This window comes from Plantactinospora sp. WMMB334 (genome assembly GCF_049179095.1).
In the GTDB taxonomy this organism is placed as follows: domain Bacteria; phylum Actinomycetota; class Actinomycetes; order Mycobacteriales; family Micromonosporaceae; genus Plantactinospora.
The window spans coordinates 7562975-7580079 of record NZ_JBMHME010000002.1 but is presented as its reverse complement, the minus strand read 5'-3'; the positions used below and the strand labels follow the sequence as shown (position 1 = coordinate 7580079).

General features: G+C 70.7%; 17 protein-coding genes. 8 read left to right on the top strand and 9 right to left on the bottom strand.

Annotated features, from left to right (window positions below; translation table 11 throughout):
* Positions 1-85 precede the first annotated feature (85 nt).
* The gene (locus ACN27G_RS32880) at positions 86-784 is read left to right on the top strand and encodes an SDR family oxidoreductase (protein ID WP_421496541.1); all 699 of its coding nucleotides are present in this window, start codon (positions 86-88) and stop codon (positions 782-784) included.
* Positions 785-1369: 585 nt separating this feature from the next.
* Here ACN27G_RS32880 and ACN27G_RS32875 read toward each other — a convergent pair.
* From ACN27G_RS32875 to ACN27G_RS32860, 4 genes are all read right to left on the bottom strand, one after another.
* Positions 1370-1624: a hypothetical protein gene (locus tag ACN27G_RS32875; protein WP_421496540.1), complete on the bottom strand. Its 255-nt coding sequence runs from the start codon at positions 1622-1624 to the stop codon at positions 1370-1372.
* 7 nt (positions 1625-1631) lie between these two features.
* The gene (locus ACN27G_RS32870) at positions 1632-2666 is read right to left on the bottom strand and encodes a glycosyltransferase (protein WP_421496539.1); all 1035 of its coding nucleotides are present in this window, start codon (positions 2664-2666) and stop codon (positions 1632-1634) included.
* A 360-nt stretch (positions 2667-3026) separates the two neighbouring features.
* Positions 3027-3902 (bottom strand): alpha/beta fold hydrolase, encoded by an 876-nt coding sequence (locus tag ACN27G_RS32865; RefSeq protein WP_421496538.1) that lies wholly within the window; start codon positions 3900-3902, stop codon positions 3027-3029.
* A 225-nt stretch (positions 3903-4127) separates the two neighbouring features.
* Positions 4128-4415: a DUF1330 domain-containing protein gene (locus ACN27G_RS32860; protein ID WP_421496537.1), complete on the bottom strand. Its 288-nt coding sequence runs from the start codon at positions 4413-4415 to the stop codon at positions 4128-4130.
* A gap of 88 nt (positions 4416-4503) precedes the next feature.
* On the opposite strand from ACN27G_RS32860, the gene ACN27G_RS32855 reads away from it, so the two are divergent.
* A complete protein-coding gene (locus ACN27G_RS32855) occupies positions 4504-4854 on the top strand; it encodes a winged helix-turn-helix transcriptional regulator (protein WP_421496536.1) in 351 nt (116 codons plus the stop codon).
* A gap of 139 nt (positions 4855-4993) precedes the next feature.
* Here ACN27G_RS32855 and ACN27G_RS32850 read toward each other — a convergent pair whose 3' ends face one another.
* Together ACN27G_RS32850 and ACN27G_RS32845 are read right to left on the bottom strand one after the other, a co-directional pair.
* Positions 4994-5479 (bottom strand): GNAT family N-acetyltransferase, encoded by a 486-nt coding sequence (locus ACN27G_RS32850; protein ID WP_421496535.1) that lies wholly within the window; start codon positions 5477-5479, stop codon positions 4994-4996.
* 315 nt (positions 5480-5794) lie between these two features.
* Positions 5795-6244 carry a hypothetical protein gene (locus ACN27G_RS32845; RefSeq protein WP_421496534.1) on the bottom strand — a complete coding sequence of 150 codons (450 nt, stop codon included), beginning with the start codon at positions 6242-6244 and terminating at the stop codon, positions 5795-5797.
* Positions 6245-6426: 182 nt separating this feature from the next.
* On the opposite strand from ACN27G_RS32845, the gene ACN27G_RS32840 reads away from it, so the two are divergent.
* Complete coding sequence (locus ACN27G_RS32840) at positions 6427-7890, top strand: diguanylate cyclase (protein WP_421496533.1); 1464 nt, start codon at positions 6427-6429, stop codon at positions 7888-7890.
* A gap of 35 nt (positions 7891-7925) precedes the next feature.
* On the opposite strand, the gene ACN27G_RS32835 is transcribed toward ACN27G_RS32840, so the two are convergent.
* Both ACN27G_RS32835 and ACN27G_RS32830 read right to left on the bottom strand, forming a co-directional pair.
* Positions 7926-8990 carry an aspartate-semialdehyde dehydrogenase gene (locus ACN27G_RS32835; protein WP_421496532.1) on the bottom strand — a complete coding sequence of 355 codons (1065 nt, stop codon included), beginning with the start codon at positions 8988-8990 and terminating at the stop codon, positions 7926-7928.
* Between the two features lie 5 nt (positions 8991-8995).
* A complete protein-coding gene (locus tag ACN27G_RS32830; RefSeq protein WP_421496531.1) occupies positions 8996-10261 on the bottom strand; it encodes an aspartate kinase in 1266 nt (421 codons plus the stop codon).
* Between the two features lie 215 nt (positions 10262-10476).
* On the opposite strand from ACN27G_RS32830, the gene ACN27G_RS32825 reads away from it, so the two are divergent.
* The 3 genes from ACN27G_RS32825 (at position 10477) to leuA (ending at position 14387) form a co-directional block, all read left to right on the top strand.
* Positions 10477-11610 carry a hypothetical protein gene (locus ACN27G_RS32825; RefSeq protein ID WP_421496530.1) on the top strand — a complete coding sequence of 378 codons (1134 nt, stop codon included), beginning with the start codon at positions 10477-10479 and terminating at the stop codon, positions 11608-11610.
* An 85-nt stretch (positions 11611-11695) separates the two neighbouring features.
* Positions 11696-12241 (top strand): nitroreductase family protein, encoded by a 546-nt coding sequence (locus tag ACN27G_RS32820; RefSeq protein WP_421496529.1) that lies wholly within the window; start codon positions 11696-11698, stop codon positions 12239-12241.
* Between the two features lie 454 nt (positions 12242-12695).
* Positions 12696-14387 (top strand): 2-isopropylmalate synthase, encoded by a 1692-nt coding sequence (gene leuA / locus ACN27G_RS32815; protein WP_421497551.1) that lies wholly within the window; start codon positions 12696-12698, stop codon positions 14385-14387.
* Between the two features lie 58 nt (positions 14388-14445).
* Here the strand turns inward: leuA and ACN27G_RS32810 are convergent, their stop codons facing one another.
* Positions 14446-15891 (bottom strand): MFS transporter, encoded by a 1446-nt coding sequence (locus ACN27G_RS32810; RefSeq protein ID WP_421496528.1) that lies wholly within the window; start codon positions 15889-15891, stop codon positions 14446-14448.
* Between the two features lie 256 nt (positions 15892-16147).
* Here ACN27G_RS32810 and ACN27G_RS32805 point away from each other — a divergent pair, with 256 nt between their 5' ends.
* Together ACN27G_RS32805 and ACN27G_RS32800 are read left to right on the top strand one after the other, a co-directional pair.
* Positions 16148-16786 carry an HNH endonuclease family protein gene (locus ACN27G_RS32805; RefSeq protein WP_421497550.1) on the top strand — a complete coding sequence of 213 codons (639 nt, stop codon included), beginning with the start codon at positions 16148-16150 and terminating at the stop codon, positions 16784-16786.
* A complete protein-coding gene (locus tag ACN27G_RS32800) occupies positions 16681-17049 on the top strand; it encodes a hypothetical protein (protein WP_421497549.1) in 369 nt (122 codons plus the stop codon). The genes ACN27G_RS32805 and ACN27G_RS32800 overlap by 106 nt, the downstream gene beginning before the upstream one ends.
* The last annotated feature ends 56 nt before the right edge of the window (positions 17050-17105 follow it).

Genomic DNA, 17105 nt, shown 5'->3' with positions numbered 1-17105 from the left:
CGCCGAACCCGACCCAACAGTTGCCCTTGACGCTAACGTCAGGTTATAGCGTGGCGACAGGACGAACAACCAAAGGAAGAACACCATGAACATCGAAGGTTCCGTCGCACTGGTGACAGGCACCAGCCGGGGCATCGGCCGCCAGTTCGCCACCCAGCTCGTCGAGCGGGGCGCCAAGGTCTACGCGACCGCCCGCGACCCGCGTCAGATCGACGTGTCAGGTGTCGAGAAGCTCGCCCTGGATATCACGGATCCGGCATCGGTGACCGCCGCCACAGAGGCCGCCGGAGACGTCAGTCTGCTGGTCAACAACGCCGGGGTGTCGGTGTACCAGAACCTTGTCACCGGCGACCTCGGACAGATCCACACCGAGCTGAACACCCACCTCTGGGGCACCCTTGGCGTGATCCGCGCCTTCGCGCCCGTGCTCGGCCGCAATGGCGGCGGGGCGATTCTGAATGTGCTGTCCGCTATGTCCTGGTTTTCCTACGAAGGGGTGAACTCCTACTCCGTGGCCAAGGCCGCACAGTGGGCATTGACCAACGGAGTGCGACTGGAACTCGCCGGACAGGGGACGCTCGTCACCGGTCTACACATGGGTGCGGTCGACACCGACATGATGGCCGGCTTCGACATTCCCAAGCTGGACCCCGCCGACGTGGTCCGAGCCGCCCTGGACGGCATCGAGCAGGGGCGGCTCGAGGTCCTCGCCGACGACTGGTCCCAGCAGGTCAAGACCGCCGTCACCGACCCGGCAAGCTTCTACACGCAGGTGGCCCGATGATCCGCCGGGCCGGTCTCGGAGTCCTGACCTGCCTCTCCTGCTCGGTTCGCTAACGGGCCCGGCCGCCTCGTCTCGCTTCGCGGCGACGGGGCGGCCGGTAGCTCGAACGGTCGGCCTCGATCATGTCTACGGCCTCGTCGTGCCGCACGCGGGCCACTCCTGAGCAGGTGATGCCGCGGTGAGACGGTGGCGATCCACGCCCAGGCGTACCAGCGCCTGGTGGAGCAGCTACACGACGGGAATGATTGCCCCGTCAACCCGAAACTGCGCCCCGGTCAGCCACTTCGCCCGCCGGGATGCCAGGAACGCGATCATCTCGGCGACGTCGCCGGGTTCGCCGGCAGTCCCATCGGTGTTCCGCCCCCTTTGCCCCGCCGACCGTGTCGAGCACCTTCGCTGCAACCGCCGTGGCCCCGGCCGCCGTGGAGAGGTCGCCCGTCACGAACGTGGCGGGCAATTCCCATCCCTTCGATCGGTTTGATTGAAGCGCACGGACAACGGCATGCCTCGGGTCACACCGTCCTGCGAACACGTGGTGGCCGGGTCAGGAGCAGGTCCCGTCCAATGTCGACGACGGGCTCCCCATCAGGTCAAAGCAGGGCGAGAGAGACCGACGCGGGCGCTCAGCTTGCGAGATGTCGTCATGTCGTGGGAGATGTGGCGGCCGCCGTGGGCGTGAAGGATGAGGCGGCCCGCGACCGCGCCGAGCGGTCGCACCCACAACGCCAGGTGGTCGCCTGCCCCGATCTCCGCGTAGGTGGCATCCGTGGGCTCGATGCCGGTCAGAGCGCCCAGGTAGGCGCCGGTGCCCAACCTCGGCTCGAGGACGAGTCCGTGCATCGTCGGTTCAGCCGAGGCTCAGGCGTTCGATCTCGGTGACGGCGTCGTGCTCTGCGTACACCTTCGCCATTCGCCGCACGTTCTCGCGGATCTCGGTGTCGTCGAGCACTCGGCGCACAGCGTCGGCCACGGCTTCCGGGGTCGGGGTGGCTGTGCCCAGATCGAGGCCCAGACCGTGGTGGGCGACCCGGGCGGCGTTCGCGGGCTTGTCCTCGGTCTCGCCGGCCACGATGACCGGTGTCCCAGCGGCAAGAGCCTGATGGATCCCACCGGCACCACCGTTGGTCACCAGAACTGCGCTCTTCGGCAGCAGCTTGTCGAACGGGACGAACTTTCCCACACGCGCGTTGGCCGGCGTCGGGATCGAGAGCGCTTCCGGATCCTGCCCGCCGAGCGCGGCCACCACGGTCACGTCCAGGTCGGCGAGGCCGCGGAGTGTCGGCTCGACCAGGTTGGAGAGATCGTTGTTGGCCAGGGTGCCCTGAGTCACCGCGACAACCGGTCGGGTCCCGTCGAGTTCCTGCCACCAGGCCGGTGGTTGCCAACCGTCCACCGCGACCGGCGGCAGAACGCCGACCAGGCGCGTGTTACTCGGCAGATCGCTGCGGTGGAACTCGAAACCAGGCACGGACATGACCGCGGTCGCATCCGGCAGGGTGATGATGCCATCGGTGAAATGCGGGAAGTCCCCGGTCGCCCCCATCTCGGCCAGCAGCTCGTTGACGCGGTCGCGCACCGGACTCACCGCCGCCATGAAGGCGGCATTGGCGGCACGGTTCGCCGCCCGTTGATCCTCTCCCGGGCCGACGGGTGCCGGACCGAAGAAGGTGGAGTCCTCGCTGCTGATGGCGAGTCCGGCCATGCTGACCGCCGTCCAGCGCCGCGGAGCCAGGCCGGGTACGCCGAGCTTGCCCGGCACGGCACCGAGGAACAGGGCGTTGCAGACCAGGTACTGGTCCGGATCGCGTTCGAGTAGTTCCTGCAGGCAGCGGTGCTGATCTGGCATGGGATTCACCAGGCCGTGGATCCAGTCGAAGACCAACTGCGCCGGCCCAGGTGGCAGGGCGGTGCGTTCCGGCGACGTCACGATCCCCGCCGGGTCGTAGTCGGCGGCGCCGGTCAGCGGCGCGAACGTCAGACCCGCGTCCTGCACGACGGCACGGAACAGGTTTCCGGTCAACATGGTGATCTGATGACCACGGGCGTCGAGAGCTCGACCGAGCTGCAACAGGGGCAGTAGCTCACCGGGGATCGGCGGCGCTGCCATAATGATCTTGGCCATGGCGACCTTTCGATGAATTGGTCACATCACGATCTAGCTGATGGATCGTCCCGCCCGAACGCTACGACCTGACGCCAGCGTCAAGGGCAAGTCCCGATCGGGGGCAGGGAAACCATGGGTTCAGTGACGTGCCAGGAGCTCTCGGAGAGCGTGCGTGAACCAGGCCGGGTCCTCTTCCGCAACGAAGTGGCCGGTGGGCGCCACCCGTCCAGTGACGTCGACGGCGCGCGATCGAAGGGCCCCAGCGACACGTTCGCCCATGCTGGAGCCTCCGATCGCCAGAACCGGCATCCGCAGTCTCGTCGACTTCAGTAGTCGCCGGAAATCGACTGCGTCACGCCTGAAGGCTCGGTACTGCTCGAATCCGCCGCGAAGCCGCTCCCGGCCGCTGTAGGCGTTCACATGGTAGGCAATGTCGGCGTCGGTGAAGGTGCCGTCGTTGCTGAGCGCATGAAAGGTCGTGGTGAAGAACTCCGCTACGTGGCCGTCGAGCAACATCTCAGGGAAGGGAAAGGGCGCGGCGAAGAAGTCGAAGTGCCACATGGCACCCTCGGACGCGGTGACCATTTCCTCGAGTCCGAGGCCGGGGAAGGCGACGTCGACGACAGTCAGCGAGGCCACTTCGTCGGATCGGCTTGCGGCCCAGGCCAGGGCGACCATGGCACCTATGTCGTGACCGACGACGTGCGCGCCGCGCGGCAGTTCGAGCGCCTTGAGCAGGTCGCTCAGGTCCTTCGCCTGATCCACCTTGGCGTAGCCGTCGTCGGCGATCTCGCTGTTTCCGGCGCCCAGCAGATCGGGAACCACGACTGTCTGTGTCCTGGCGAGTTCAGGCATGACATGGCGCCAGGCGCGACTTGTCTGCGGCCAGCCGTGCAGGAGCACGAGGTTCGGCCCCGAGCCTCCGACTGCTACGAAATAGCGCTTGTCATCAACCTTGACGTCGTGCCGGGAAAATCCGGCCGGCAGCCAGTCGGTAGGGACCGGGTCGGGCATGTCGCTCTCCTTGGGCAGCGTCCTCATGGCGGACGGATGATCGGCGGCCTCGCGGCAATGTGACCGGAGGCTTGCCGTGAAGCGCCGGTTCGTGCTGACGGCGTGTGTGGCAGGAGGTGGTCGCAGACGCCGCACCGGGGCGGGGCCAGGCGATTTGCCGCATGGCCGCCGCCTTCCCGGCGCGTTGGTCGGAGCGCATGCGCACGCTGAGCAGCGCCGCGTTGGTCAGTCCTCCGTGATGACGATCGACGTCTTCGCGGAGCGGTGGCGGAGGTCACGCAGAGGGCGGTACTCCTCAGACTCGTAGTACTCGAGGATCCGGTCGGTCGACGGAAACTCGATCAGCGCGATCATCCCCGGATCCCACGAGCCCTCGATGGCCCTGGTCGTTCCTCGCGGCACCAGGTATCTGCCGTCGAACTGCTTGACCACCGCGTCGACGTTCGCCGCGTAGTGCTGCATGGCCTCGGCGTCCACCATCTCTTCGATGGTCACGATCATGTAGGCGGACATGTGGCCGCTCCTCTCATCGTCGCTTGCTTCTATTTTACAAGCGCACTACTGTCACCGTAGCACGCACGTCATCGGCTAGGCTAGGTCCATGACCGAAGGCCAGAGCCACCCGTGCCGACTCTCCGGTGAGGTTGACCCGCAGGCACATCTCGTCGAGGTCTTCGAGCTACTGGGCAGACGCTGGAGCGGCGTGATCATCGGCGCACTGCTGCGTGGTCCCGCGCGCTTCAACGAGTTGTCCCGGCAGGTCTCCGGGATCTCGGACAGCGTCCTGAACGAGCGACTGCGAGCCTTGATGGCGGCCGGCCTGGTCGAACGTCAGCTGGCTGACGGACCGGCTACGGCTGTCCTCTACCAGCTCACGCCAGCCGGAGAGGATTTCCGTGCCGCGTTCGAGGAGCTACGCGCCTGGTCAATCCGCAACCAGGTCATTTCATGACATGTCCGGGCACTGAGACTGCGGAACAACCACGTCGACGCCGTGACCGCTACCGGCTCACCGGTCGCCGGCAACCCGGGCCACGATCCGTCCACGGTCCCTCCGGGAACGCGGCTTCGTCGAACCGATCCGCTACTCGTCACTGTCCGGGCAACACCAGGTGGCTCATGGTGGCGTCGGCGCCGTCCCGAATCGGCTCGGTCCGCCCGTCCGCGCGGAAGCCGTAGCGTTCGTAGAGCCGCCTGGCGCCCGGATTGCCGTCGGCGACCCAGAGCTCGACCCGCAGGTCGCGCTCGCGGGCCCAGCCGACCACGTGGCCGAGGACCCGCCGGCCGACGCCCTGGCCGCGGCGGTCCGGCTCCGTCCACATCGCCACCACCATCAGCCGGCCCGGCTCGTGGCACCAGCCGGCGCCGATCCCGACGACCTCCTCCCCGGCGTACGCGAGCACGGACGGTCCGTGGGCGCCGTCGAGCCGGGACCGCCAGGTCTGCTCGGGAAACGCCGCCTCGCGCTCGTGGGTCGAGCCGAACGCGTCGGGATCCTCGCGGAGCGAGCGCAGCCGGATCTCCTGCCACGACCTCCAGTCGTCGGGGCCGACCGTCATGGTCCGAACGTCACCCACCCGCAGCCCTCCTCGCCCCACCGCGGTGCAACGGCCCGCCAGGTCATCGTCACCGGTCGGTCAAGGCGATTTCCGTCCCGGCCGCCCGGTTTCCCCGTACGGCCGGCGGAAGGATCCGCGCACACCACGGTCGAGCCCGCCGTCACCGTCAGGTTCGACATCGACGCCGTTCGACATCGACGCCTTCGCGGGGCTGGACGGCAAGCAGGTGCTGACCTCGGTCGGCCACCGCAGGCAGGTGATCATGACCAGGGCCGCCTCCACGCGCAACGTCGGAGAGGCGCGGGAACCGACCGGGCGGCGCGGGCAGCACTCTCAGGACGCCGGCACCGGGTCGTTGTTGAGCTGGGCGGTGACGATCGCCACCAGCCGGTTCCGCGCCTCCAGGAGCTGTCGGGACAGCTCGTCGAGGGCGCGTGGGTCGACGAGCTGCCGGATGTAGGTCCTGTCGTCGAGCAGTTGCCAGCGCTGCACGGACTCGTCCGGCGCCTCGCTGATCCACATGGCGGAGACGACCGCGTGCCGCCTGGCGAGCAGCTTCGCCGCGATCTCCACCACCGGCAGGTAGGCCCGCCGGTACTCCGGGGTAGCGAATTCGACCGAGCCGCGGGCCGCGCGTACCGGCTCGCCGGGGCGGGCCAGCACCTCGAACGCGTTGCCGCCCGCCTGGTCGGCGCCGATCCAGGCCAGGATGAGTTCGAGGTCGCCGGCCGCGATCGTGAGCCGACCGATCGCCGACACCACCTCGTCGGGCAACCTCGCCATGTCGGGTCTCCGTCCGCCGACTTCTCATCGCCATGATCATAAAGACTGCGGCCGATCCTAACGGGTGCCGGCGCCGGCCGCCCCGACCCGACGAGGCGCGGATCACTCGCACACAGCAGATTCTCAGCACCCTGAGTAATCTTGGTCGGGCCCCTCGCCCCCTCCTCCCCGGATCGGAAACGGTGTCCCTCGACCACTCCCGCGTAGTCCGCGACGTGACCACCCGGCTGCCCACGGCGTCCAGCGCCGTCGAGGCGGGCCAGGTGACGGTGGCCACGCTGGGCCGGCACACGCCCGGCCGGATCGCGGTACTCCTCTGGGTGCGCGATCGACTCCGTTGTGTCGCCGCCACCGGATCGTGGCAGGTCTTCGCCTCGGTCCCGGCCGGCGCCGGAACGGTCGGCCGGGTATACACCTCCGGCAAGACCGAAACGGTGCCGGAGGTGACGAACGAGCCCGACTACGTACCGCTACGACCGGACGTGCGAGCCGAGATCTGCGCCCCGATCCTCGACCGGGCGGGGCAGCCGATCGGCGTACTGGACGTGGAGTGGCCGACCGCCGAGATCGACCTGGACGCCCGGCGGCGTACCGTCGAGCGGGTCGCGGATCTGCTCGGCGCCAGGATCGGGCAGCTCGGCGGCCCCCCGGCCGAGTCACGCAGCGAGAAGCTGCTCCGGCACGCCTCCGCGTTGACCTCCGCCGCCACCGAGTCCGGGCTGATGACCGCGGCCGTGCGGGCGGCCCGGGAGGTCTCCGGGCTCAGCTCGGCGGTCTTCGTCCTCGACGGGCCGCCCCCCGGCCCGGCCCGCGGCTGGCAGGCGACCGGGGCCAGGGTGGCGACACCGGACCTGGTGCCCGACGCGCTCGAGTCGCGGGTGCACGCCGCGCTGGCCGGCGCCGGCCAGGCGGTCCTGGAACGGCTCCGGGCGCACGCCCACCGCTACGGCGCCTCCTACACCCTCGGCGAGGGGCACCATCCGACAACGCCGGACCAGGACGTGCTGATCGCGGCCGGGGTACGCACCCTGATCTCGGTGCCGCTGGGACCGACCGAGTTCTGTGGCGTACTCCTGGTCGGCGACACCCGCACGCTGCGCCCCGACCCGACCACTGTCAACCTGATCGAGCTGCTCGCCGCCCAGTCGTGGATCTGCCTCGAACGGCTGCGCGGGCTGGCCCAGTTGCGGGAGCGGGCCAGTTCCGACCCGCTGACCGGGCTGCGCCACCAGGGATCGTTCGGCGAGCGGATCGCCGAGTCGCACCCCGGACGGACGGCCCTGCTCGCCATCGACGTCGACGGCTTCAAGACGGTCAACGACACCTACGGCCACCAGGCCGGTGACCGCGTACTGGTGGATCTCGCCCGGGCACTGCAGGGCGCGCTGCGGCACGGCGACGAGCTGTACCGGACCGGTGGCGACGAGTTCGTGGCGGTGGTCGAGGTGCTCCGCCCCGAGGAGGCGGTCGGGATCGCCGAGCGCCTGGTGGAGGCGGCCCGCCACACCGGCCGGACGGTCAGCATCGGGGTGGCGGTGCAGCAGGACGGCGAGCCCCCCGCCCTGACCCTGCACCGTGCCGACGAGGCCCTTTACGGCGTGAAGCGCGAGGGCCGCGACGGCGCACGCCTGGCCTCCGCCGCCTGACCCATCCACCCCGCGAGCCTGCCAGAGGGTGGCGGTCAACGGGTGGCGATGAACTCGGCGGCCAGCAGCTCGGCGATCTGCGCGGTGTTGAGCGCGGCGCCCTTGCGCAGGTTGTCGCCGGTCACGAAGAGATCCAGCGCCCGGGGGTCGTCGACCGAGCGGCGGATCCGGCCCACCCAGGAGGGGTCGGTGCCGACCGCGTCGATCGGCATCGGGAACTCGCCCGCCGCCGGGTCGTCGACCAGGATCACCCCGGGGGCGTTGCGCAGCGCCTCCCGGGCACCCTCCGCGTCCACCTCGGTGCCGAAGACCGCGTGTACGGCCACCGAGTGCCCGGTGACCACCGGCACCCGTACGCAGGTGGCGGAGACCTTCAGGTCGGGCAGGCCGAGGATCTTGCGCGACTCGTTGCGCAGCTTCAGCTCCTCCGACGACCAGCCGCCGTCGCGGAGTGACCCGGCCCAGGGCACCACGTTGAGCGCCATCGGTGCCGGGAACGGGCCGAGATCGTCACCGACCGCCTGCCGCACGTTGCCCGGCCGAGAGCCGAGGATCCGGTCACCGGCGATCTTGGAGAGCTGGTCGTGCAGGGTGTCCACCCCGACCTGCCCGGTGCCGGAGACCGCCTGGTAGGAGGCGAGCACCAGCTCGCGCAGCCCGTACTCGCGGTGCAACGGCGCGACCGCGATGATCATCGTCAGGGTGGTGCAGTTGGCGTTCGCGATGATGCCCTTCGAGCGGTTGCGCACCTGCTCCGGGTTGATCTCAGGCACCACCAGCGGCACGTCCCGGTCGCCGCGGAAGGCGGCGGAGTTGTCGACCGCCACCGCACCCCGGGCGACCGCGACCGGGGCCCACTCCGCGGAGACCTCGTCCGGCACGTCGAACATCGCCACGTCCACGCCGTCGAACGCCTCGGCGCTCAACGCCCGGACAGTCAACTCCTCGCCCCGGCACAGCCGCTTCTGCCCGGCCGAGCGGGGCGAGGCGATCAGCCGGATCTCGCCCCAGACGTTCTTGCGGGAGGAGAGCAGGTCGCACATGACCGTGCCGACCGCACCGGTCGCCCCGACCACCGCCAGTGTGGGGAGCGTCGTCATCCCGGCTACCTCCCGGTCCCGGCGTAGACCACCGCTTCCTCGCTGCCACCGAGGTCGAACGCCTCGTGCACGGCCCGGACCGCGGCGTCGAGGTCGGTGTCCCGGCAGACGACCGAGACCCGGATCTCGGAGGTGGAGATCATCTCGATGTTCACCCCGGCCTCGCCGAGCGCGGCGAAGAAGCTCGCCGCCACGCCCGGGTGCGAGCGCATGCCGGCGCCGATCAGCGACACCTTGCCGACGTGGTCGTCGTAGAGCAGGCCCTTGAACTTCACCTGCTCCTGCACCTTGCTCAGCGCCGCCATCGCGGTCGGTCCGTCGGTCTTGGGCAGGGTGAACGAGATGTCCGTCCGGCCGGTGCCCTCGGTGGAGACGTTCTGCACGATCATGTCGAGGTTGATCTCGGCCGCCGCCACGGTCTCGAAGATCCGGGCCGCCGCACCGGGCTCGTCCGGTACGCCGACTGCCGTGATCTTCGCCTCGCTCCGGTCGTGGGCGACCCCGGTGATAAGTGCTTGCTCCACGGGTAGGTCCTCCGTCGATCCGGTCACCATGGTGCCGGTGTTGGTCGAGTATGACGAACGTACGCGGATTGGCAACCCCGCCCTTCGGGCGTACTCCACGCTCCGCAGGTGCAGTACCTTCGCGCCGCACGCCGCCAGTTCCAGCATCTCCTCGTAGGTGATGACCCTGATGTGCCGGGCGTTCGGCACGATCCGGGGGTCGGCCGTGAAGACGCCGTCGACGTCCGTGTAGATCTCGCAGACGTCCGCGCCGAGGGCCGCCGCCAGGGCCACGGCGGTGGTGTCCGAGCCACCCCGGCCCAGCGTGGTGATGTCCTTGGTGTCCTGGGAAACGCCCTGGAAGCCGGCGACGATCACCACCGCGCCCTCGTTCAGCGCCGAGCGCAGTCGACCCGGAGTCACGTCGATGATCCGGGCCCTGCCGTGCACCGAGGTGGTCAGCACGCCCGCCTGCGATCCGGTGTAGGAACGCGCCTCGTAGCCGAGGTTGTGGATCGCCATCGCCAGCAGCGCCATCGAGATGCGCTCGCCGGCGGTGAGCAGCATGTCGAGTTCGCGGCCGGGTGGCAGTGGGCTGACCTGGTTGGCGAGGTCGAGCAGTTCGTCGGTGGTGTCACCCATCGCGCTGACCACGACCACCACGTCGTCGCCGGCCTTGCGGGCGGCGACGATCCGTTCCGCCACCCGCTTGATCCGCTCGGCGTCGGCGACCGACGATCCGCCGTACTTCTGCACTACCAGTGCCACGACGGTGCACTCCTTCCCTGGGCCGGGCGAGGCGCACCGGCCCTGAGCGTGCCGACGCCGCCGGGTCGAGGCCGGCGGCGCCGTGTGAGACCCCCTCAGGGTACCGGCCGGCGTCGTCGCCCCGACCAGGCGTTCCCACCATCCGACCGGGCGGCGACACGCGGGGGTAGCTGGACTGATCCCCCGTCGCGGCGGTATACCCCGAGAATGGCGAGGTGCATCCCGGCGTAGCCCCCCTGCCCGGCGCCGCCCGGGACCGGACCCTGACCCTGCCGACCCGCACCCGTGCCCGCCTCGGCACTCACCCCGACGGCGACAGCCGCACGCACACCCGCACTCACCCCGACGGCGACAGCCGCACGCGCACCCGCACTCACCCCGACGGCGACAGCCGCACGCGCACCCGTGCCGCCGCCGGCACCGGCGCCCGTACACGTGTCGGCACCGGCGCCCGGACACGTGTCGGCACCGGCGCCCGGACACGTGTCGGCACCGACGGCCGGACAGGCGCCACCATCGGCATCGGGAGCGGCACCTCCGCCGCCGCACGGCGCCGGGGCGCACTCAACACGGCGCTCGGTGCGCTCCTGCTGGCCGGGCCGGTGCTGCTGGCCGGCTGCGGCACCGACGCCCCGGCACCGGCGGCCAGCACCCCGGCACCGGCGAGCCGGCCGGCCGACGACCGGGACCGGCTCGCGGCGCTCGCCGCCGCCGCGCAGGACCGGCACCTGACGGCCGTCTACACGCTCGCGGTGGATGGCCGGCCGGACCGGTCGATCTCGGTCGTCCGGGCGACGGACCGCTCCTGGCGGGTGGACATCCCGGCCGGCGCACTCGGCGGCACCGTCGACGTCTCGATGGCGCGCACCAGCGCCGGACTCTTCCAGTGCACGCTTCCCCCGACCGGTCAGCCGGAAACGGCCGGTCAGCCGGGCTCCGCCGGCTGCGTACGGGTGGCCGATCCGGGGCAGCCACTGGCTCCGGGCATCGACCCCCGGATACAGCATCCGTTCACCGACTGGCCGGAGGTGCTCACCGACCGGCAGGCCCCACTCTCGGTCTCCGCCGCCACCCTCCCCGGTGCCCGGGGCTCGTGCTTCGCGGTCGAGTCGACCTCGGCGTCCGTCGATCCGCCGCTCGACCCCGGCATCTACTGCTACGCCCCCGACGGCACCCTGACCGCCGCCCGGCTGCCCGACGGCACCCTGACCCTGGCCGGTACGCCGACCGCCGCGCCGGCCACCGTCACCCTGTCCGGCCCGCTGGTCGACCGGGAACCGCTGGCGATCGCCGGACCGCCGCCCGGCGACCCGACCGGGGAGGCCCAACCGGAGAGTGCCAACGGATGATTTCCTCTCACGTTCTGGGTGCGCCCGATCACTTCTGGTGACCCCGGGTGGGGGACAGAGTGCCCGATACGGCACACTCGGCACCATGGCCCAGCTCTCCCCGATCCTGGCGACGCGGTGGAGTCCGTACGCCTTCGACCCGGTCGCCGACCTCACCGACGCGGACCTCGCGTCGCTGCTGGAAGCGGCCCGGTGGGCACCGTCGGCCGGCAACAGCCAACCGTGGCGCTTCCTGGTGGGCCGGCGGCACGCCGAGGCGTTCAAGCGGATCCTGACCAACCTCTCCGCCGCCGACCAGCGGTGGGCCGGCCGGGCCTCGGCGCTGCTGCTCGGGGCGCACGCCGTCGCCGGGGCCGACGGCGGTCCGCTGCCGTACGCCGCCTACGACCTGGGTCAGGCGGTGGCGCATCTCACGGTCCAGGCCACGGCGCTGCGCCTCCACGTACGGCAGATATCCCGCTTCGACGCCGCCGGTCTCCGCGCCGACCTGGAACTCTCCCCCGAGGTACGGCCGCACGTGGTGGTCGCGGTGGGCCGGCTCGGTGACCCGTTCGCGCTCCCCGACGACCTGCGTGCCCGGGAGATCGGCCTGCGCCAGCGCCGCCCGCTGGCCGAGTTGATGCTGGGCTGACCGCGACGACGGCGGCTTCCGGCACGCTCCGGTGGCACCGGGGGCGGTTCCCAGATTGCGGACTGCGTTTACGGATCCCGGACCAAGCACATATGGTGACAGTTGTCATGTGGCAGGCCCTGCTTCTTCGCTGCCGCGACGAGGCCCCTCAGGCCGGCACCTCGTCGCGGAGTTGATGCGCGCCGTCCTGCATCCCCGGTCGACCCTCCGTCGCGGCCGGACTCTCGAAGATCCGACATCTCGATCTGACCCTCGGTGCTGCCCGCCGATCCTCGGCGCTCAGGCCACATGACCACAGGAGCAACCCGTCATGGCACAACCCGCCGGCACGACCTTCAACGGCACCACCGTCGACAGCGACACCGCTGCCGACAGCAGCACCACCGTCGACAGCGTTCCCCCCGTCGGCGCCACCGTCGACGGTGATCCGATCGCCCGGCAGCGGCCCAGCCGGATGCCGTACCAGCGCTACGAGCCCTACCACCGGCAGTTCGCGATCGACCTGCCCGACCGGCGGTGGCCGAGCCGGCGCGTCGAGGCCGCGCCCCGGTGGTGCGCGGTCGACCTCCGCGACGGCAACCAGGCCCTGATCGACCCGATGTCGCCGGAGCGCAAGCGGCGGATGTTCCAGCTGCTGGTGCAGATGGGCTACAAGGAGATCGAGGTCGGCTTCCCCTCCGCCAGCCAGACCGACTTCGACTTCGTCCGGCAGTTGATCGAGCAGGACCTGATCCCCGAGGACGTCACCATCCAGGTGCTGACCCAGTGCCGGGAGCACCTGATCGACCGCACCTTCGAGGCGATCCGGGGTGCGAAGCGGGCGATCGTGCACTTCTACAACTCGACCTCGACCCTGCAACGCCGGGTGGTCTTCGGCCTGGACCGGGCCGGGATCACCGACATCGCCACCTCCGGCGCCCGGCTCTGCCGGAAATACCACGAGATCCACACCCCGGACACCGACGTCTTCTACGAGTACTCGCCGGAGTCGTACACCGGCACCGAGCTCGACTACGCGCTGGAGGTCTGCGCGGCGGTGATCGAGGTGATCGACCCGACGCCGGCCCGGCCGCTGATCATCAACCTGCCGGCGACCGTGGAGATGGCCACTCCGAACGTCTACGCCGACTCGATCGAGTGGATGCACCGGCACCTGCCGCGCCGGGAGAGCGTGGTCCTCTCCCTGCACCCGCACAACGACCGGGGCACCGGGGTCGCCGCCGCCGAGTTGGGGCTGCTGGCCGGGGCCGACCGGATCGAGGGCTGCCTCTTCGGCAACGGCGAGCGGACCGGCAACGTCGACCTGGTCACCCTGGGGCTGAACCTCTTCTCCCAGGGCATCGACCCGCAGATCGACTTCTCCCACATCGACGACGTCAAGCGGGCCGTCGAGTACTGCAACCAGCTACCCGTGCACGAGCGGCACCCGTACGCCGGTGACCTGGTCTACACCGCCTTCTCCGGCTCCCACCAGGACGCGATCAACAAGGGCTTCGACGCGCTGCACGCCGACGCGAAGGCGGCCGGGGTGCCGGTCGACGAGTTCGCCTGGGCGGTGCCGTACCTGCCGATCGACCCGAAGGACCTGGGCCGCACCTACGAAGCGGTGATCCGGGTCAACTCGCAGTCCGGCAAGGGCGGCGTCGCGTACGTCATGAAGACCGAGCACCACCTGGACCTGCCGCGACGGTTGCAGATCGAATTCTCCGGCGTGGTGCAGCGGGTCACCGACGACGGCGGTGGCGAGGTGGAGCCGGCCCGGATGTGGCAGCTCTTCGCCGAGGAGTACCTCGTCGACCGGCAACCGGAGCCGGCGCTCCGGGTGGAGAGCTACACGATCGGCACCGTCGACGGCAAGGTCGAGATCGAGGCGGACGCCCGGTTCGGCGGCGACCGCCGGCCGCTCTCGGCTACCGGCAACGGCCCGATCGACGCGTACGTCAACGCGTTGCAGGCGCTCGACGTCCGGGTACGGGTGCTCGACTACCACGAGCACGCGATGTCCGCCGGCGGCGACGCCCTGGCCGCCGCGTACGTGGAGTGCGAGGTCGACGGTCGTACGGTCTGGGGCGTCGGCCTGGACGCCAACATCGTGACGGCGTCGGTCCGGGCGGTGACCAGCGCCGTCAACCGCGCCCTGCGCTGAGCTGAAGCGTTAGGAAGGGCCCCCGCTACAACAGAAAACGATAAGCGGGGGCCCTTCCTTACACCTCGTGCTGGTGCGTGGGTGGGGGCGGAAGGGTCGCGCAGGGCCGGGACTTCTTCGGTTCCCGGCCCGGCCGGTGCACCAGCACGGCGGCGAGGGCCGCACCGAGCACCATGAGCCCGGCGCACCAGAGCACCGCCTGCCGGTACGCCGGAGTGAGCTGCCCGGAGCGTTCGTAGCCGCCGCCGGAGAGCCCGACCACCAGCGGCAGCGCGGAGACGGCGAGCAGCCCGCCGACCCGGGAGGCGGCGTTGTTGAAGCCGCTGGCCGCGCCGGCCAGCCGGTCCGGTGCGGCGGCCAGCACCGAGGCGGTCAGCGGGGCCACCACCAGAGTCATGCCGAGGCCGAAGAGGGTGATCCCGGGCAGGATGTGGATCCAGTACGAGTCGCCCCGGCTCACCCCGTGCAGCAGCAACAGCCCGGCGGCGGAGACGAGCGGGCCGATGCTGAGCTGCGGGCGCGGCCCGATCCGGGCGGCGAGCGCGCCGGAGCGGGCCGAGCCGACCAGCAGCAGGACCGTCATCGGGAGCGTGGCCAGGCCGGTCTGGAAGGCGGAGTAGCCGACGGTGTTCTGCAGGTAGACGGCGAAGAAGAAGGTGAGACCGGTCAGCGCGGCGTAGACCAGCACGGTGTAGACGTTGAGCACCCCGAAGAGCCGGGTGGCGAAGAGCGTCGGCGGCAGCATGGCCCGCTCGCCCCGGTGCCGCTCCAGCAGCACGAACCCGACCGCGGCGGCCACCCCGAGCACACCGGCGCCCACCACCTGCACGGCGCCGGAGCCGAACTGCTTCGCCTCGATCAGCGCGTACGTGACGCCGGCCAGGCCGAGGGCGCCGAGCAGCGAGCCGGCCACGTCGAACCGGGCCGCCGCCGCCCCGTCGGACCGGCTCTCCGGGGTCCAGCGGAGGGCGGCCAGGATCACGATCACCGCGAGCGGCAGGTTGAGGAAGAAGATGGCCCGCCAGGAGAGCGCGTCGATCAGCCAGCCGCCGAGGAAGGGGCCGAGCGCGGTCGAGACACCGGCCAGGCCGGACCAGGCTCCGATCACCCGGCCCCGCTCGTCGGGATGGAAGCTGGCCTGGAGCAGCGCGAGCGAGCCGGGGGTCAGCAGTGCGCCGCCGAGGCCCTGGAGGAAGCGGGCGGCGATCAGCCATTCGATGTTCAGCGCCGCACCGCAGAGCACGGAGGCGGCGGTGAACGCCAGCACACCGGCGAGGAAGACCCGCCGCCGGCCGAGCCGGTCGCCGAGGGCGCCGCCGAGCAGTACGAAGGCGGCCAGGGTGAGAAGGTAGCCGTTGAGGGTCCACTGTAGGCCGGCCGTGCTCGCGTGCAACTCGGCACCGAGGTGGGGCAGCGCCACGTTGACCACCGTGGCGTCCAGGAAGACCATGCCCGAGGCGACCACGGCGGCGAGCAGCGTGCCCCGGCCGGCTCTGCTGGCCATCCGCAGCGGCGACGCCCGCGACCCATCCGACGTCGGGGGCCCGCCCGACTTCTCGGACCCGCCCGAGGTCGGCGATCCGCTCGACTCCTCCGATCGATTCGACTCCTCCGACCGGTTCGACTTCGGCGACCTGCTCGATGAATCACTCACGGTGTCAATCTGCCCTGCCTGTGTCGTAAGATGCCGCGAAACGCCGGAACCGCGGCCGGTCGCCTCCCCACCGGTCCACACCACCCAGGCTGGAAGCGTGCCGTTCATCCGTACCAGATCACTAGCCCGGTCGGGAACAGCGGCCGTCCTCGCCGGCCTGCTCGCCGCCGGTGTCGCCTGCGCCCCGGTCGAGAGTCCGCTGCCCGAGCGGTCGTCCGGGCCGGCCGACACCCGGGCCCAGCTCGACCAGCTCACCGTGGCCAGCGCCGGTTCGATGCGGGGCTACAGCCGGGAGCGCTTTCCGCACTGGCGCAAGGCGGGCAAGAACTGCGACGTCCGGGACACCGTGCTGCAGCGGGACGGCACCGACATCAAGCTCTCCGGCTGCAACGTGGTCGGGGGGCGCTGGTCGAGCCGGTACGACAAGCGGACCCTCGCCGACCCCTCGGACGTGGACATCGACCACATGGTGCCGCTGGCCAACGCCTGGCGCTCGGGCGCCGACGAGTGGAACGACGACAAGCGCAGCGACTTCGCCAACGACCTGGACCGGCCGCAGCTGATGGCGGTTTCGGCGTCGTCGAACAGGGCAAAGGGTGACCAGGATCCGTCGCAGTGGAAGCCGTCGAACCGGGACGACTGGTGCCGGTACGCGAAGGACTGGATCGCGGTCAAGCACTACTGGAAACTCTCGGTGACCTCCGCCGAGCAGGCCGCACTCGGCGACATGTTGGGGAGCTGCTGATGGGCGAGACACCAGCTGCGGCGCAGAGCACCGACATCACCGCCGGTCCCGGCGGGGTGATGACCGACGACGTCGGCGTGATCACCGGAGAGCTGACGCTCCGCACCGAACTGGACGGGAAGCACGCCGTGCTGCGGGTGCAGTACAAGGACGCCGCCGAGTGGTACACGGTGACCGGCGGCCGGGCGCCGCTGGCCGACCCGGCCGACGTGGCCGCGGTGCACACCATCGCGGTCGGCCTGCTCGACCGCCCCGAAGGCTAGCGGCCGCCGCCTGACCTGACTGCCGACCCGGTCGCCCGGGTCGGCTCCGCCATGAC

Excerpts from the sequence above, each read along its gene's own strand:
- ACN27G_RS32880 (WP_421496541.1), top strand. The coding sequence starts at position 86 with ATGAACATCGAAGGTTCCGTCGCACTGGTGACAGGCACCAGCCGGGGC.
- ACN27G_RS32875 (WP_421496540.1), bottom strand. The coding sequence starts at position 1,624 with ATGCACGGACTCGTCCTCGAGCCGAGGTTGGGCACCGGCGCCTACCTG.
- ACN27G_RS32865 (WP_421496538.1), bottom strand. The coding sequence starts at position 3,902 with ATGCCCGACCCGGTCCCTACCGACTGGCTGCCGGCCGGATTTTCCCGG.
- ACN27G_RS32860 (WP_421496537.1), bottom strand. The coding sequence starts at position 4,415 with ATGTCCGCCTACATGATCGTGACCATCGAAGAGATGGTGGACGCCGAG.
- ACN27G_RS32855 (WP_421496536.1), top strand. The coding sequence starts at position 4,504 with ATGACCGAAGGCCAGAGCCACCCGTGCCGACTCTCCGGTGAGGTTGAC.
- ACN27G_RS32845 (WP_421496534.1), bottom strand. The coding sequence starts at position 6,244 with ATGGCGAGGTTGCCCGACGAGGTGGTGTCGGCGATCGGTCGGCTCACG.
- ACN27G_RS32835 (WP_421496532.1), bottom strand. The coding sequence starts at position 8,990 with ATGACGACGCTCCCCACACTGGCGGTGGTCGGGGCGACCGGTGCGGTC.
- ACN27G_RS32820 (WP_421496529.1), top strand. The coding sequence starts at position 11,696 with ATGGCCCAGCTCTCCCCGATCCTGGCGACGCGGTGGAGTCCGTACGCC.
- leuA (WP_421497551.1), top strand. The coding sequence starts at position 12,696 with ATGCCGTACCAGCGCTACGAGCCCTACCACCGGCAGTTCGCGATCGAC.
- ACN27G_RS32810 (WP_421496528.1), bottom strand. The coding sequence starts at position 15,891 with ATGGCCAGCAGAGCCGGCCGGGGCACGCTGCTCGCCGCCGTGGTCGCC.